Source organism: Thalassovita mangrovi, assembly GCF_009857745.1.
Taxonomy (GTDB): Bacteria; Pseudomonadota; Alphaproteobacteria; order Rhodobacterales; family Rhodobacteraceae; genus Thalassobius; species Thalassobius mangrovi.
In genome coordinates this window covers 127429-142612 of record NZ_WWEN01000009.1, presented here as the reverse complement: position 1 = coordinate 142612, position 15184 = coordinate 127429, and the positions used below count along the sequence as shown (strand labels likewise).

Below are 15184 nucleotides of genomic sequence, written 5' to 3'. Positions count from 1 at the left end.
CCCACCGTCTGACCGTAAGGTGGGGTTTCACCCCACCACTCCCCCCCTGTTCACGCAACCGGGCAGCGCCCGACCGCGGGTAGGCGCACAAACCTGTGTGACTGGCAGTTTATCCAACCGCCACATCCACCGTTTCAGTATCGCGCGAACATCACCGAAGCGCCCGCCCGTGTGGGCGGTCGGGCGCTGCCCGGCGGCGCGAAGCGCCGCTGTTTCGGGCATGGATTTCTATTGAGCAGAGGCCCGCCCATCAATCCAGCAAGATCCGACTGCCCGGCACCCGCACCACCGGCACCGTTTCCGGATCGAACCCCTGCAGGCACCGCGTATTGATCGCCCAGCCGTCGAACGGCTCCACCCCCTCGGCCCGTTCCTGCCGCGTCGGCGCCGCAGGCCGCCGGAACGGCAGGATGCCGCAGTGCGGGCAGAAATAATCCTTCGCCGTCCGGCTGCCCCATTGGTACAGCCGCAAGTCCTCCAGCGGGGTCTGCAGCAGCAGCGCCTCTTCCGGCACCCGGAAATTCAGCGCCCCGCGCTGGTGGCAGACGGAACAGTCGCAGACCCGCACGTGATCGATATCCGCCGTGACCTCGAAGCGGACAAATCCGCAATGGCAGCGGCCCTGCCAGACCCGTGCGTTCATTCCTCGTCCTGCAAATCGCGCCGCGGCCGCACCTGCCCGCCATGCCAGCCCTCGCCGTCGCCGTATTCGAGGAATTCGTGGTAATGATCGTGCCGCCCCTCGACCCGCGACGCGTGCTTGATCGGGCACCAATAGGCCTCGGTCCGGCCGGCGATTTCGCGGACATAGGAAATCAGCCCGTTGGCATAGCCGCAATAGACGCAGTTCAGCTTCTGCATGCCGTTGAGATAGGCCAGGTGATGGCGGTCGACGCGGATGTGGTCGCGGCGCCGCACCTTGGGGATGCCGTAGATCGGGAAACAGATCGCGTGATAGACGGTCACGAAGATGTCCAGGATCACGAAGGGCACGATCAGCGAATAGATCACCGGCGCGCTCAGCACCTCTTTCGGCCGGGTCCGGGCCAGGAAACGCGACAGCCGGACCCGCAACAGGCGGTGCGCCTTGCGCGTCTCCTCCTCGAACACCACGCGGCCGTTTTCCAGCCGGTAGCGGAATTCCTCCCGCCGCCTGGACAACTCGGCTTCGAGCTGTTCCTGCAACTCGCGGATGCGTTCGATCAGGGCTTCGGCGGTCATCGGCATGGCGGGGCCTCGGGTCATGTTGCAGCCCGAACCTAGCACAACTCTGCCACAGACCAAGCCCACAGAACACCGGGCGGGGCCCCGGCGCGCGCCGGGGCGCGGCGCCAGAGGCGCCGTAAAGCGCCGCGCGGCGCTTTGCAACGCGATGGATCATCGCGCGCCCCCGTTCCCAAACGGGGGCCGGGCTGGATCAGCCGATGCTAACCAGTTCGATCGCGAAGGTCAGGTCCTTGCCCGCCAGCGGGTGGTTGGCGTCCAGCACCACCGCTTCCTCGGTCACCTCGACGATGGTCACCGGCAGCACCTGGCCGTCATTGGTCTGCACCTGCAGCTGAATCCCGACCTCCAGCGGCAGCTCGGGCGGCACCTCGGCGCGCGGCACCGCCTGCACCGCTTCCGGGTTGGTTTCGCCGTAAGCTTCGGCGCAGGGCACCTCGACCACTTTCTTGTCGCCGACCGCCATGCCCGGCAGCGCCGCGTCCAGCCCCGGGATGATCTGGCCGCTCGCGACCTGGAATTCCAGCGGGTCGCGGCCTTCGGAACTGTCGAAAACCGATCCGTCCGCCAAGGTGCCGGTATAGTGAATGCGTACGGTGTCGCCCGTCTTGACCTGGGTCATCTGTCGTCCTGTCCTGTTGGGATTGATCTGAAGGGATTGATCTGTGAGGCCGCCGATTTGCCGGTACGTGCCGGGGCGGGTGCTCGGGTTGATGCGGCCAGCCTAACCGCCCCGCCCGGCGAATGCAAACCGGGCTCCGCTGCGGTCACGAAAACGGGACAATTCCGGCCTTCCCCTCGGCCCCGCACCGTGCCAACCTCCCCCACGGGAGGAACCACTCATGACCATCACAACCTGCATTTTCGACGCCTACGGCACCCTGTTCGACGTCGCCGCCGCCGCAAGGCTGGCCGCCGCCGAGCCGGGCAACGAGGCCCTGGCCGACACCTGGCCGAAACTGGCCGAACACTGGCGGCTGAAACAGCTGCAATACAGCTGGCTGCGCGCCATCATGGGCGAACATACCGATTTCTGGCAGGTCACCCAGGACGGGCTCGACTGGTCGCTGGAAGCCTGCGGGCTCAATGGCGACCCGGCGCTGCGCGAACGGCTGCTGGCGCTGTACTGGGAATTGCAGGCCTATCCGGAAGTCCCCAAGATGCTGGCCGATCTGAAGGCGGCGGGGATGAACACCGCGATCCTGTCGAACGGATCGCCCGACATGCTGAAGGGCGCGGTGGACAGCGCCGGGATCGGCGACGTGCTCGACGATGTGCTGTCGGTGGAAAGCGTTGGCGTGTTCAAACCGGCGCGCGTGGTCTACGACCTCGTCGGCGAACGCTTCGGCTGCGCCGGTGACGAGGTGCTGTTCGTATCGTCCAACGGCTGGGATGCGGGGGCGGCGGCGGGCTACGGCTTTGTCACCGCCTGGGTCAACCGCGGCGGCGATCCGGTCGACCGGCTGCCCGGCAAGCCTCATCACATCCTGTCCGACCTGACCGCCATTCCCGATATCGCGAGGTCCTGATGCCGCATTTTACCAGTTCCGACGGCGTGTCGATCTATTACGAGGATGCAGGCAGCGGCCTGCCGGTCCTGTGCCTGTCCGGCCTGACCCGCAACGCCCGCGATTTCGACTTCGTCGCGCCGCAGCTGGCTGGGGTGCGGATGATCCGGATGGATTACCGCGGCCGCGGCCGGTCCGATCACGCCGCCGATTACCACAGCTACAGCCTGCAGCGCGAAGCGCAGGACGCTTTGGAACTGCTCGATCACCTCGGGATCGACAAGGTTGCGATCCTCGGCACCTCGCGCGGCGGCATGATCGCGATGGGGCTGGCGATGGGCGCCAAGGACCGGCTGCTGGGCGTCTGCCTGAACGATATCGGCCCGGTGCTGGAAGGCTCCGGGATCGCGGATATCCTGACCTATCTCGGGGTGCAGCCGGATTTCCGCAACTTCGATGAAATGGCCCGCGCCCGCAAGGCGGCGATGGCGGAAAAATTCCCCGGCGTGCCGCTGGAACGCTGGCGCGAGGAAGTCGCCCGCACCCATGTCGAAACACCCGAAGGCGTGCGGCTCAGCTACGACCCGAAACTGCGCGACGCGGTGGTCGAGGCATCCACGACCGCCCCCGATCTGTGGCCCTATTTCGACGCAATCGCGCCGCTGCCCTGCGCCGTCATCCACGGCGCGAACTCCGATCTGCTCAGTTTCCAGACAGTCGAGGAAATGAAACGCCGCAATCCCGATCTGATCGTTGCACATGTCGCCGACCGGGCGCATGTTCCGTTCCTGGACGAACCCGAGGCACAGGCCGCAATCGGTGATTGGCTGCAATGCCTCAGCAAAGGAGAACCGGCATGAATATCGACATGATCGACGCCGCCGCCGGGCGGCTGGCGGGCAAGGCGCGCAAGACCCCGCTTTTGTCCTCGCCCTTCCTGGATGAAATCGCCGGGCGCCGGGTGCTGGTGAAATCCGAATGCCTGCAGCATACCGGAAGCTTCAAGTTCCGCGGCGGCTGGGCGGCGGTCTCATTGCTCGATCCCGATACCCGCGCCAAGGGCGTCATCGCCTTTTCAAGCGGCAACCACGCCCAGGGCGTCGCCTATGCCGCCCAGCAGCACGGGGTGCCGTCGGTGATCATCATGCCGAAGGACGCGCCGCAGCTGAAGATCGACAACACCCGCGCGCTCGGCGCCGAGGTGGTGCTGTACGACCGCGAAACCGAGGACCGGCGCGAAATCGGCGCCAAGATGTCGGAAGAACGCGGGCTGACCCTGATCAAGCCCTTCGACGACCCGGTGGTGATCGCGGGACAGGGCACGATCGGGCTGGAAATCGCCGAACAGGCCGGGGAAATGGGCATCGAGGAAGCCGACGTGCTGGTCCCCTGCGGCGGCGGCGGCATGACCTCGGGCATCGCGCTGGCGCTGGAGGCCCGGGCGCCGAAAATGACAGTGCGGCCCTGCGAACCCGAAGGCTTCGACGACGCCAAACGCTCGCTGCTCAGCGGCAAGATCGAATACAACGCGCATACGACCGGGTCGATCTGCGACGCGATCATGACGCCCTCGGTGGGCGACATCACCTTCCCGATCCTGCAGCGGCTGTGTGGGGCGGGCATCGTGGTCAGCGACGGTGAATGCCTGAACGCGATGGCGCAGGCCTTCCTGCGGCTGAAGATCGTGATCGAACCGGGCGGCGCGGCGGCGCTGGCCGCGGCGCTGAGCCACGCCTCCGAACTGACATCCGAAACGGTGATCGTGGTCGCCTCGGGCGGCAACGTCGACCCGGACATGTATGTCCGCGCCTTGCAGGGCCTATCGGTCTGAGGCAACGCCCAGAGCGGGCGGGGCCCCTGCCCCGCCGCGCAATTAGTGCCGCAGATTTCGAGGGTGGAAACGGAAACCGGGAAGCAATGGCCAATATCGGCAAACTGACAATCGATCTTCCCGACGACGCGGAACACGGGCGGGCCAGCGAAAACATCTTCGTCGAAGGGCTTGGCCATGACCGCTACCGGCTGCAGAGCACCCCTTTCTTCGCCACCGGGCTGAGCTACCGCGACATTGTCATCGCCCGCAAACGCGGGTCGCAGCTGGTCTTTGAAAAGCTGCTCTTCATCGGCGGGCATTCCAGCTACCGGATAAGACCTTCGGACCATGCCGGCCAAAGGGCGTTCAGGACCTACTGGACCCCGCTGCGGGACCTCGGCTGCACCTACGATGAGGGCAATTTCGGCTATTTGCTCTATGCGGTCGACATCCCGCCCGACACCGATATCGCAACCGCCCGCGCCCTGCTGGAAGCCGGCACGGCGGCAGGCGTGTGGGAAGTCGAAGAAGGGGCTGTTGGCCATCTCGTCGTGAAAAGCTGACGCTTTGCGTGTATCACAAACACAGGCAGACATTTTAAGCACGCAACCACAGGCCCGCCCATGACCCGCTTCACCATCGCCAGCTTCAACGTCAAGAACCTGATCGGCGCCGACAAGGAATATTACCGGTTCCAGACCTACACGCCGGAAGAATACGCCTGGAAGCTCGACTGGGTCGCCGACCAGATCCTGACCATGGACGCCGATATCGTCGGTTTCCAGGAAGTGTTCGAAGAAGACGCCCTGCGCGAGGTGATCGAGGAGGCCGATATAAGGGGAGAAGCCTATAACGCCGCCGTCATCCCCGACGCCTCGAAACGCTATCACAAGAAGGCGGTGTTCCGGAAACTGGGCTACACCCCCTACCGCGACGCGGCGCTGGCCTTCGCCCCCAACGCCAACGATACCGGGCAGCCCGGCGAACGCCGCCCCGGCGTCGCCATCCTGTCGCGCCACGGCTTCGTCGGCGCGCCGGAAATCATCCAGGACCTCGACGAGCCACTCACCATCCCGTTCCGCGAACTGACCGGCGAGGATTGCAGTCACTACACCCTGTCGCGCCTGTCGCGCCCGATCCTCAAGGTGCGGGTGCCGGTGGGCAGCGACGTGATCAGCGTGTTCTGCTGTCACCTGAAATCCAAGCTCGGCGAATATCACAAGCCCCCCGGCGCGCCCTTTGCGCCCGAGGCCGATCTGACCCGCTACGATCCGGTGGGCCGCGCCATGGGCAGCTTGCGCAGCGGCGTGTGGCGGATGGCCGAGGCCTGGGTGCTGCGCCGCGCCATCGTGGCGGAGCTCGACAAGGGCCGCCCGGTCATCGCCCTGGGCGATTTCAACGACGGTGAACATTCGGTCAGTTCCGAAATCGTCGCCGGCGAGCTGCCCTTCATCAACTACGCATGGATGCTGCGCCACAACGCGCGGGACGCAGACGACCGCTATTCCCGCGAAGAGGCCAAGCTGATCACCGACTCGGTGGAGCGGGTACGTCTGCATTCGGCGGAGAAACTGTTCGTGCGCAAATCGCAGCGCGACATGGTCTATACGGCGGCCTTCGGCGGCATCTACGAATCCGTCGACCAGATCTTTCTCAGCCGCCATTTCCATCCCGACTACAAGAAGCGGATCGGCCGGATGGACTATTTCAGCACCTTTAACGATCACATCACCGACGGGTCCCACCCCGAGGCGCCCTATAACAAGCTCGCCTCCGACCACGGCCAGATCATGGCCCATATCCGGCTGGGGGTGGAGGAGGAGTAAGGGCCCGCGCAAGCCCGTTCGAACGGGCTTGCCAAGGCGTTTCGAAACGCCTTTTCCCCGCCCACTCTACTGCGCAACAGAGGTTCGCGCCCGGCCCCGAGGGTGGGCGCGATGAAATCTACGCTGACATCGCGAAAAGTATCAAAGTTGCATCAAGCGCAACCGTATCATCAATTCGCGCCCGCCCTGGGGGGCGGGGTCGGGCGCGAACCGGATCGCAAGCGATCCGGGGGATGACAAAATGCAAAGATGCCATTTGACCCCACCGCGCTTTTCCCCGACTTTCCGGCGACCGGTCACAAGGAGAACCGCCATGCACATCGCCGATATCGGAGACATCAAGCTGCACTACCGCGAAGACGGCGACCCGGACGGCGCGCCGATCGTGTTTGCCAACTCGCTCGGCACCGATTTCCGGCTCTGGGACAAGATCGTGCCGCGCCTGCCAAAGGGCCTGCGCATCATCCGCTTCGACAAGCGCGGCCACGGGCTTTCCGACTGCCCGCCCGGCCCCTATTCGATGGGAATGCTGGTGCGCGATACCGAACGGCTGCTGGATCACCTGAAGGTCAAGGATTGCGTCTTCGTCGGCCTGTCCATCGGCGGCATGATCGCGCAGGGGCTGGCGGTCAAGCGGCTCGACCTGGTGCGCGGGCTGGTGCTGTCGAATACGGCCGCCAAGATCGGCCAGCCGCAGATGTGGCAGGACCGGATCGCGGCGGTGAAGGAAAACGGCATCGAAGCCTTGGCCGACGCCACGATGGAACGCTGGTTTTCCCGCCCGTTCCGCGAAACCGCCGAACTGACCGGCTGGCGCAACATGATGACAAGGCAACCGGAAGAGGGCTACATCGGCTGCTGCGCGGCGATCTCGGGCACCGATTTCTACACGCCCACCAGCGGCTTGCGGCTGCCGACGCTGGGTATCGCCGGGTCCGAGGACGGATCGACCCCGCCTGATCTGGTGCGCGAAACCGTCGGCCTGATTCCGGGGTCGAAATTCCACCTGATCCGCCGCGCCGGTCATATCCCCTGCGTCGAACAGCCCGAGGAATATGCCGATGCGCTGATCGGGTTCCTGAAAGAGGTCGGGCACGTGTAACCCCGCGCCCGGCCAGGAAATAAAAGACTGGCGGCGCGGCGCTCAGCCCGCCAGCCAGCCGTCCAGCTTCGCCTTGTCCGGCAGGCCGCCCGCATGGACCAGCTTACCGTCGACCGTGATCCCCGGCGTCGACATCACGCCCGCCATCGCGATTTCGCGCGGATCGGTGACCTTTTCCACTTCGACCTCGACACCCAGCTTCGACGCGGCCTCTCGGACCATTTCGGCGGTGGTTTCGCAGCGCTTGCAGCCGGGGCCGTAGACTTTGACGTTTTTCATGACAGTTCCTCAGAAAAGCAGGTTGAACAGGTATCCCACCGCCAGGATGCCGGAGGCGACGGTGCCGATGAACACGGCGATCAGGCGCAGCTTCAGGACCTGGTGCAGGATGATCATTTCGGGCAGCGACAGCGCGATGACGCTCATCATGAAGGCCAGAACGGTGCCAAGCGCCGCGCCCTTGCCTAAAAGCGCCTCGATGATCGGGATGACCCCTGCGGCGTTGGTGTACATCGGGATGCCCATGACCACAGCGGCGGGCACCGACCACCAGGCATCCGCGCCCATGATCCGCGCCATCAGGTCCTCGGGCACGTAACCGTGGATCAGCGCGCCCATGGCGATCCCGGCGATGATCCAGATCCAGACCTTGGCGAAAATCTCGCGCACCGCCTCGATGCCCAGTCGGTAGCGGTCGGTCATCGTCAGGTGTTCGCCCTCCAGCAGCTCCGGCGCATTGGCGCCGGAATGGATGTCACGCACCCAATCCTGCAGCCAGCCTTCCAGCCGCAGCTTGCCGATGATCAGCCCCGCCACCACGGCGATGGCAAGCCCGAACCCCAGATAGGTCAGCGCCACCTGCCAGCCGACCAGCCCGAACAGCAGCACCAGCGCCACCTCGTTGACCATCGGGGCGGCGATCAGGAAGGAAAAGGTCACGCCCAAGGGCACCCCCGCCGACACGAAACCGATGAACAACGGCACCGCCGAGCAGGAACAGAACGGCGTCAGCACGCCCAGCCCCGAAGCCAGCACGTTGCCGATCCCCTCGCGCCGCCCCGACAGCACCGCACGGGTCTTCTCCGGGCTGAAGAAGCTGCGCACCACGCCCATCGCGAAGACGATCAGCGTCAGCAGCATCATCACCTTGGGCACGTCGTAGAAGAAGAACGCCAGCGCCTCGCCGGTATGGCTGGCGCGATCCACCGGCAGCAGCGCCACCAGCCACTCGGCAAACGGCGCAAGCTGGTGATAGACCAGCCACCAGGCCACCACGAACCCGGCAACGCCCAGATGCCATTGCCAGTCGGGGCGGTGCGACGGCGGCGCGGATACATTGCTTGTCATGCGGCTTTCCTTTCTGCGGTCTTGCGGCAGGCCAGAACGGCCTCGACCGCGGCGGAAATATCGGCGGGAAGGTCGGGATTGATCCGGTAGCGGACCCATTGCGCATCGCGCCGATCGATCACCAGCCCGGCCGCTTTCAGCACCCCCATGTGCCGCGACATCCGCGATTGGGTGGCGGAACAGCGCTCCATCAATTCGCAAACGCAATGTTCGCCGTGATCGGCAAGGATCGCCATCGCAGTCAGCCGCGTCGGTTCGGCCAGGGCATTCAGAACAGTCAGGATCATGGGCGCCTCCGTTTATGCGCATATACGCATATGCGCGAGTCGCTGCAATCCCGATGGCGACGGATATGCGGCTGTGCGACGAATGATCACAACAGGCGGGCAAACGATCCGCCCCAGCTGCGCTGTGTCGCTGCTTGTGCCCGCAATTTGGTCACGTCCCCGATCCGTTGCCGTAACGACCCCTATGGATCATTTCCGCAAAAAACGATTTTCTTGCGACGGAAGCCTGACACTGCAACCGTATTAGCAAGACTGACCTAGATTCGCAGTCACCGCCCGGGAGAACTGAGGCATGAGCACCGAAGCAGACGACATTTCCAAAACCCTGGAGCTCGGGCAATCTCAGCGCAAGCCGTGGCGCTGGATCGGCATTGCCGCGCTGGCCGTGGTGGCCGGTGGCGGCGCCTATTACTACCTCGCTGGCAGCTCCGACGGGCAGGTGCGCTACATCACCGAACCGCTGACCCGCGGCGGGTTCGAAGTGGTCGTGTCGGCCACCGGATCGGTCGAACCCACCAACCTGTTCGACGTGTCCAGCGAATTGTCCGGCACCATCGCCGAGGTGCATGTCGATTATAACGACGAGGTCGAACACGGCACCGTGCTGGCGACGCTCGACACCAGCAAGCTGGAAGCGCAACTGGCGGTGCAGAAAGCCTCGCTCGCCTCGGCCGAAGCCATGGTCGCGCTGGCGCAGGCGACGCTGGACGAGGCGCAGAAAACGCTTGTTCGCGGCCAGGAACTGTCGCGCCGCGGCGTCGAAACCGAAGAAACCCTGATCGGCCAGGAAGCGGCCTTCGCCCGGGCCGAAGCCGAATTGCAGTCCGCCGTCGCCAACCGCGACCTGGCGCAGGCCAATCTCGACCTGGTGCAGGCGGATCTGAACAAGGCCTGCATCTGTTCGCCGGTCAACGGTGTGGTGCTGGACCGCGCGGTGGAGGAAGGTCAGATCGTCGCCGCCTCGCTGTCGGCGCCGGTGCTGTTCACCGTGGCCGAGGACCTGACCCAGATGGAATTGCAGATCGGCATCGACGAGGCAGATATCGGCCGGGTCAAGGTCGGCCAGCAGGCGCGCTTCACCGTCGACGCCTATGACGACCGGGTGTTCCCGGCCGAGATCGCCAAGCTGCGCTTCGCCCATGAAACGGTGGACGGGGTGGTGACCTATACCGGCATCCTGTCGCTGGACAATTCCGACATGGCGCTGCTGCCGGGGATGACCGCGACGGCGGATATCATCACAGCCTCGGTCGAAGACGCCCTGCTGGCGCCCAACGCCGCGCTGCGCTACGCGCCGCCGGTCGAGGTGGAGGAAGACGAAGGCGGCAGCGGCTTGCTGGGCTTGGTGTTTTCGCACCCGCGCGACACCGCGCAGCGCGACAACGGCGATCGCGAACCGACCCTGTGGGTGCTGCGCGACGGGGAACCGCAGGAAATTCGCGTCGAAACCGGCCAATCCGACGGGTCGGTCACCGTGATCGAACCCGGCAGCGGCCTGCAGGAGGGTGATCTTGTCATCACCGACCGTATCGTTGCCGAGTGAGGACCCGCAATCCGTCATCGCCCTGCGCGACGTCACCCGTGTCTATGGCAAGGGCGATGCGCTGGTGCGGGCGCTGGACGGGGTGACGCTGGACGTGGCCCAGGGCGAATTCGTCGCCATCATGGGCCCGTCGGGGTCGGGCAAATCCACCGCGCTGAACGTGATGGGCTGCCTCGACCGGCCCAGTTCGGGGCAATACCTGTTCAAGGGCGTCGACGTCGCCAACCTGACCCGCGATCAGCGCGCCCTGCTGCGGCGCCATTACCTGGGCTTCGTGTTCCAGGGCTACAATCTGCTGCCGCGCACCACGGCGCTGCAGAATGTCGAACTGCCGATGATCTATCAGGGCCGCCCCCGCGCCGAACGCGAAGCCCGCGCCATCGCGGCGCTGGAAAAGGTCGGGCTGGGCCACCGGGCGCGCCACGATCCGTCGCAGATGTCGGGCGGCGAACAGCAGCGGGTGGCGATCGCCCGCGCCCTGGCCGGCGGTCCCAGCCTGGTGCTGGCCGACGAACCGACCGGCAACCTCGACACCAAGCGCTCGACCGAGATCGTCGAACTGCTGCAACAGCTCAACCGCGAAGACGGGCTGACCATCGTCATGGTGACGCACGAAGACGACATGGCCGAATATGCCGACCGGCTGATCTGGATGGTCGACGGCCGGGTCGACTCCGTGCGCAAGACCCGCGGAGGAAAGCGCTGATGTTCTGGGAAACCGTGAAGCTTGCCGTGCAGGCGATCCTGCGCAACCCGATGCGGTCCTTCCTCACCGTGCTGGGCGTGGTGATCGGCGTGGCGGCGGTGATCACCATGGTCACGCTGGGCCGCGGATCGACCGCGCAGGTGACGACGGATGTGGAAAAGCTGGGCGCCAACCTGCTGATGCTGACCCCGGGCCAGGCCCGGTTCGGGCCAAGCGCCACCACCGATACCGCGCGGCCTTTCGACGAAAAGGTCGTCAAAACCATCATCGATCAGCTGTCCAGCGTCGAAACCGCCGCGCCGACCGGGTCTTCGACCATGGTCGCGGTCTATGGCAACACCAATTACCGCACCCGGGTCACCGGCACGACCAACAACTACCTGCAGGCCACCGACTGGGACATGGCGCAGGGCCGCAGCTTCACAAATCTCGAGGAAGAGGCCGGCAAGCAGGTCTGCATCCTGGGCGAAACCCTGCGCGAGGAACTGTTCGGCAACGCCGATCCGGTCGGCGAAAACATCCGCCTCGGCACTCTGTCGTGCAACGTGATCGGGGTGCTGTCCGCCAAGGGTGCGTCTTCCTTCGGCACCGACCAGGACGATATCGTGATCGTCCCCTTCCGCACCTTCGCCCGCCGGATCGCGGGCAGCTCGGATATCCAGCTGATCTATATTTCGGTACGCGACGGGTTTTCCACCGACCGCGCCACCGACGACCTGACCGCACTGCTGCGCGAAATCCGCCGCATCGGCGCGGGCGAGGACGACGATTTCACCATCCGCGACATGGAACAGATGGCCACCATGCTGACCGGGGTGACCGATGTTCTGACCGGGCTTCTGTCGGCGGTCGCGGCGGTCAGCCTGCTGGTCGGCGGCATCGGCATCATGAACATCATGCTGGTGTCGGTCACCGAACGGACGCGGGAAATCGGCATCCGCATGGCGGTCGGCGCGCAAGCGCGCCAGGTGCTGCTGCAGTTCATGGTCGAAGCGGTCGTCTTGTCGGGCTTGGGCGGGCTGATCGGCGTGGTGCTGGGGCTGAGCTTCGGCGCCATTGGGTCGAACATGCTGAACGTGCCCTTCGTGGTCGATCCGCAGATCGTGCTGATCGCCTTTGCCTTCTCGGTGCTGGTGGGCGTCATCTTCGGCTATTTCCCGGCCCGCCGGGCGGCGCAGCTCGACCCGATCCAGGCGCTGCGCCACTAGTCCCGCGCGCAGCCCTGCCCGTTCACGGTGACATGCCCCTCGGGCCGGTAGCGGTATGACAGTTCGCGCGTCGCCAGCGCGATCAGGCAGTTCAGTTCGTCGACCCGGTCCTGATCGGGCGTATCCAGAAGGACCGTCACCGAAAAGCTGGGCGACAGCTTGCCCTGCGGTTCGACATCTATATCGGCGGGCGACAGCCCGACCGTCACCGAACGCCGGTAGATCCAGACCTGTTCGTCTCCCTGTTCGACCCATTTGCCGACATCCGAATCCGTGTCGACGGTCGCGGCGAAATCCGGGTCGGGACCGCCGTCATAGGTCATCCCGGTATCGAGAAACGCATCCAGCAAGGGCGGCACCAGGTAATCGCCGAAACCGCTGACGAATTGCGAACTGGTCAGCTGGATGACGAAGCTTTCGCCCCTGGGAAAGTCCGGCGATTGCTGCGCCCGCGCCGGGCAGGCCAGGGCCAGAACAAGGCAGAACGCCAACCGCTTGCGCATCGCTGATCCTCCCGGCGGGGTTCCAATCGACAGGCAGGATAGCACGAAACCGTCTTCCCGCCTTGGACCGATTGCCACCCGCTGTCCCCCGCGCTAGCGTGCCGCTCAAATAACCGGGAGGACCGCCAATGACCGCCACACCGCATCTGTTTCAGCCGCTGACCCTGCGCGGGATCACCACCCGCAACCGCGTGGTGATTTCGCCGATGTGCCAGTATTCCGCCCATGACGGCCATATGGAGGACTGGCACCTGGTCAACCTGGGCCGGTTCGCGACGGGCGGCGCCGGGATCATCTTCACCGAGGCCACGGCGGTGCAGAAATGCGGCCGCATCACCCACGGATGCCCCGGGTTGTGGACCGACAGCCAAATCCCCGGTCACGCCCGCATCGCCCAGTTCGCGCTGCGCAACGGCGCCATCCCGGCGATCCAGCTGGGCCATGCCGGGCGCAAGGGCGGCATGCAGCGCCCGTGGTACGGCAACGGCCCGCTGAACGACGATGATTTCGCCCGTGGCGACATGCCCTGGACCCCGGTCGGTCCCTCCGCCCTGCCGGTGGCCGAGGGCTGGCCGGTGCCGCACGCCCTGACCAAGGCCGAAATCGCCGATCTGATTGAGGATTACGTTTCGGCGGCACGGCGGGCGCTGGCGGCGGGCTACAAGATCGCCGAGGTGCACGGCGCGCATGGCTACCTGATCCACAGCTTCCTGTCGCCGCTGTCGAACCAGCGCAGCGATGAATACGGCGGCGACCTGTCCGGGCGGATGCGGCTGGCGTTGGAGGTCAGCGAAGCCCTGCGCGCGGTCTGGCCCGACGACTTGCCGCTGTTCTTCCGCACCTCCGCCGTCGACGGATCGCCCGACGGCTGGCTGCTCGACGACACCGTGGTCCTGGCCAAGGAGCTCAAGCGCATCGGGATCGACGTGATGGATTGTTCCTCCAGCGGCATCGCCGGGGCGGCGACGGCATCGGGCAACCAGAAACGCCAGCCCGGCTTCCAGGTCCCCTATGCCGAGAGGGTGCGCAAGGATGCCGACATGGCAACCATGGCCGTCGGGCTGATCACCCACCCGCGGCAGGCCGAGGACATCCTGAAACAGGGCAGCGCCGACCTGATCGCCATCGGCCGCGAGGCGCTGGTCGATCCGAACTGGGCGCTGCACGCGGCGCGCGACCTGGGCCATGACATGGCGTTTGAAACCTGGCCGGAACAATCGGGCTGGTGGCTGGCCGGGCGGCAGAAGACATCGGCTTTCTACCAGACCCAAATCGACGGCTGACCGCCCCCTCTCCGGTCCGGCGCGACCTGCGCCGGACCGGCAAAGGATCGGAGACGAAAGCGACCGACGGCTCAGGCCGCCTTGCGCAGTTGCACGGCCTCGCCGGTGGCGGCCAGCAGGCCCTGCGTATCGCGGATGCGCACGCAGCTCGGCAGCGGCAGCGCCACCACACCGGCCTTTTCCAGCGCCTTGATCTGGCGCGAAACCGTCTCGAAGGTCAGGCTCAGAATCTGACCCATCTCGGCCCGGCTCAGCCGCAGGTCCATCTCGACCGGGCGGCCCTGGCGTTCCCAGAACGACAGCAGCAGCGACGCGACCCGCTGCATCGCCGTCTTGCGACCCAGCATGACCTGCCAGCGGCGGGTCTCGTCGACCCGGTCCTGCAGGTCCTCGAGGTAGTTCAGCCGCAGCCGCGGGATGTCATTCATCAGCGCCGCGAAGACGTCGCCGTCGCAGGACAGCAGCACCGTTTCGCCGATCGCGCTGCGCCGCACCGAGGTCGTGCGCGGCCCGGCCGGGGACAGGAATTCCCCCGCGAAGGCCATGCCGCAAAGCCGGCTGCCGCCGTCGGCGTCAGTCACTTCGTTGCGCACCGCGCCGCGCAGCACGATATCCAGCTGCGGCAACCCGGCCTCATTTCTGGGAAGCAGGTCGCCATCGCCGTAAACTTCTTCTGTGAGGGCCTGCATGGCCTTGGTTTTCTGCCGCGCCGTCAACCCGCGAAACAGCCCCTGCTGCTTCGTTCCGGTGCGGATCGGTTCTATCTGCCCCGGGCTTTCCCAGGGCTGCGTCATCGCATTCATCTCGCGTCTCCTTCGCATGGGATACCCTGCC

At 65.7% G+C, this 15184-nt stretch carries 18 protein-coding genes; 10 read left to right on the top strand and 8 right to left on the bottom strand.

The annotated features are described in order from the left end of the window. Window positions 1-250: 250 nt before the first annotated feature. From GR167_RS17640 to GR167_RS17630, 3 genes are all read right to left on the bottom strand, one after another. Window positions 251-643, bottom strand: coding sequence for a GFA family protein (locus tag GR167_RS17640; RefSeq protein WP_160975052.1), 393 nt, complete (start codon window positions 641-643; stop codon window positions 251-253). Then, the gene (locus GR167_RS17635) at window positions 640-1245 is read right to left on the bottom strand and encodes a CDK5RAP3 family protein (protein ID WP_235916003.1); all 606 of its coding nucleotides are present in this window, start codon (window positions 1243-1245) and stop codon (window positions 640-642) included. The genes GR167_RS17640 and GR167_RS17635 overlap by 4 nt, the downstream gene beginning before the upstream one ends. Before the next feature lie 172 nt (window positions 1246-1417). Next, complete coding sequence (locus tag GR167_RS17630; RefSeq protein WP_160975051.1) at window positions 1418-1846, bottom strand: FKBP-type peptidyl-prolyl cis-trans isomerase; 429 nt, start codon at window positions 1844-1846, stop codon at window positions 1418-1420. Between the two features lie 220 nt (window positions 1847-2066). On the opposite strand from GR167_RS17630, the gene GR167_RS17625 reads away from it, so the two are divergent. The 6 genes from GR167_RS17625 (at window position 2067) to pcaD (ending at window position 7473) form a co-directional block, all read left to right on the top strand. Continuing rightward, entirely contained in the window at window positions 2067-2753 is a 687-nt protein-coding gene (locus tag GR167_RS17625) for a haloacid dehalogenase type II (RefSeq protein ID WP_160975050.1), read from the top strand. Further along, complete coding sequence (locus tag GR167_RS17620) at window positions 2753-3592, top strand: alpha/beta fold hydrolase (RefSeq protein ID WP_160975049.1); 840 nt, start codon at window positions 2753-2755, stop codon at window positions 3590-3592. The genes GR167_RS17625 and GR167_RS17620 overlap by 1 nt, the downstream gene beginning before the upstream one ends. Further along, the gene (locus tag GR167_RS17615; protein ID WP_160975048.1) at window positions 3589-4563 is read left to right on the top strand and encodes a threonine ammonia-lyase; all 975 of its coding nucleotides are present in this window, start codon (window positions 3589-3591) and stop codon (window positions 4561-4563) included. The genes GR167_RS17620 and GR167_RS17615 overlap by 4 nt, the downstream gene beginning before the upstream one ends. Window positions 4564-4649: 86 nt before the next feature. Beyond that, window positions 4650-5108 carry a DUF4265 domain-containing protein gene (locus tag GR167_RS17610; RefSeq protein ID WP_160975047.1) on the top strand — a complete coding sequence of 153 codons (459 nt, stop codon included), beginning with the start codon at window positions 4650-4652 and terminating at the stop codon, window positions 5106-5108. Between the two features lie 60 nt (window positions 5109-5168). Next, complete coding sequence (locus GR167_RS17605; protein WP_160975046.1) at window positions 5169-6371, top strand: endonuclease/exonuclease/phosphatase family protein; 1203 nt, start codon at window positions 5169-5171, stop codon at window positions 6369-6371. 313 nt (window positions 6372-6684) lie between these two features. Continuing rightward, complete coding sequence (gene pcaD / locus GR167_RS17600) at window positions 6685-7473, top strand: 3-oxoadipate enol-lactonase (RefSeq protein ID WP_160975045.1); 789 nt, start codon at window positions 6685-6687, stop codon at window positions 7471-7473. Window positions 7474-7515: 42 nt separating this feature from the next. Here pcaD and GR167_RS17595 read toward each other — a convergent pair whose 3' ends face one another. From GR167_RS17595 to GR167_RS17585, 3 genes are read right to left on the bottom strand one after another with little or no spacing between them, the layout of a single operon-like run. Further along, on the bottom strand, window positions 7516-7752 hold the full coding sequence (locus tag GR167_RS17595) for a thioredoxin family protein (protein WP_160975044.1): 237 nt from the start codon (window positions 7750-7752) through the stop codon (window positions 7516-7518). Window positions 7753-7761: 9 nt separating this feature from the next. Continuing rightward, window positions 7762-8820 (bottom strand): permease, encoded by a 1059-nt coding sequence (locus GR167_RS17590; protein ID WP_160975043.1) that lies wholly within the window; start codon window positions 8818-8820, stop codon window positions 7762-7764. Next, window positions 8817-9107: an ArsR/SmtB family transcription factor gene (locus GR167_RS17585; RefSeq protein ID WP_160975042.1), complete on the bottom strand. Its 291-nt coding sequence runs from the start codon at window positions 9105-9107 to the stop codon at window positions 8817-8819. Before GR167_RS17585 ends, GR167_RS17590 begins: the two co-directional genes overlap by 4 nt. A 292-nt stretch (window positions 9108-9399) precedes the next feature. On the opposite strand from GR167_RS17585, the gene GR167_RS17580 reads away from it, so the two are divergent. From GR167_RS17580 to GR167_RS17570, 3 genes are read left to right on the top strand one after another with little or no spacing between them, the layout of a single operon-like run. Then, a complete protein-coding gene (locus GR167_RS17580) occupies window positions 9400-10650 on the top strand; it encodes an efflux RND transporter periplasmic adaptor subunit (RefSeq protein ID WP_160975041.1) in 1251 nt (416 codons plus the stop codon). After that, the gene (locus GR167_RS17575) at window positions 10619-11356 is read left to right on the top strand and encodes an ABC transporter ATP-binding protein (RefSeq protein ID WP_160975040.1); all 738 of its coding nucleotides are present in this window, start codon (window positions 10619-10621) and stop codon (window positions 11354-11356) included. Before GR167_RS17580 ends, GR167_RS17575 begins: the two co-directional genes overlap by 32 nt. Beyond that, a complete protein-coding gene (locus GR167_RS17570) occupies window positions 11356-12564 on the top strand; it encodes an ABC transporter permease (RefSeq protein WP_160975039.1) in 1209 nt (402 codons plus the stop codon). The genes GR167_RS17575 and GR167_RS17570 overlap by 1 nt, the downstream gene beginning before the upstream one ends. Here the strand turns inward: GR167_RS17570 and GR167_RS17565 are convergent. Further along, on the bottom strand, window positions 12561-13067 hold the full coding sequence (locus GR167_RS17565) for a hypothetical protein (RefSeq protein ID WP_160975038.1): 507 nt from the start codon (window positions 13065-13067) through the stop codon (window positions 12561-12563). The two genes, GR167_RS17570 and GR167_RS17565, sit on opposite strands and share 4 nt — an antisense overlap. Window positions 13068-13195: 128 nt before the next feature. Here GR167_RS17565 and GR167_RS17560 point away from each other — a divergent pair, with 128 nt between their 5' ends. Then, the gene (locus tag GR167_RS17560) at window positions 13196-14350 is read left to right on the top strand and encodes an NADH:flavin oxidoreductase/NADH oxidase (protein ID WP_160975037.1); all 1155 of its coding nucleotides are present in this window, start codon (window positions 13196-13198) and stop codon (window positions 14348-14350) included. A 71-nt stretch (window positions 14351-14421) separates the two neighbouring features. On the opposite strand, the gene GR167_RS17555 is transcribed toward GR167_RS17560, so the two are convergent. Then, window positions 14422-15153: a Crp/Fnr family transcriptional regulator gene (locus tag GR167_RS17555; RefSeq protein ID WP_160975036.1), complete on the bottom strand. Its 732-nt coding sequence runs from the start codon at window positions 15151-15153 to the stop codon at window positions 14422-14424. Window positions 15154-15184: the final 31 nt, after the last annotated feature.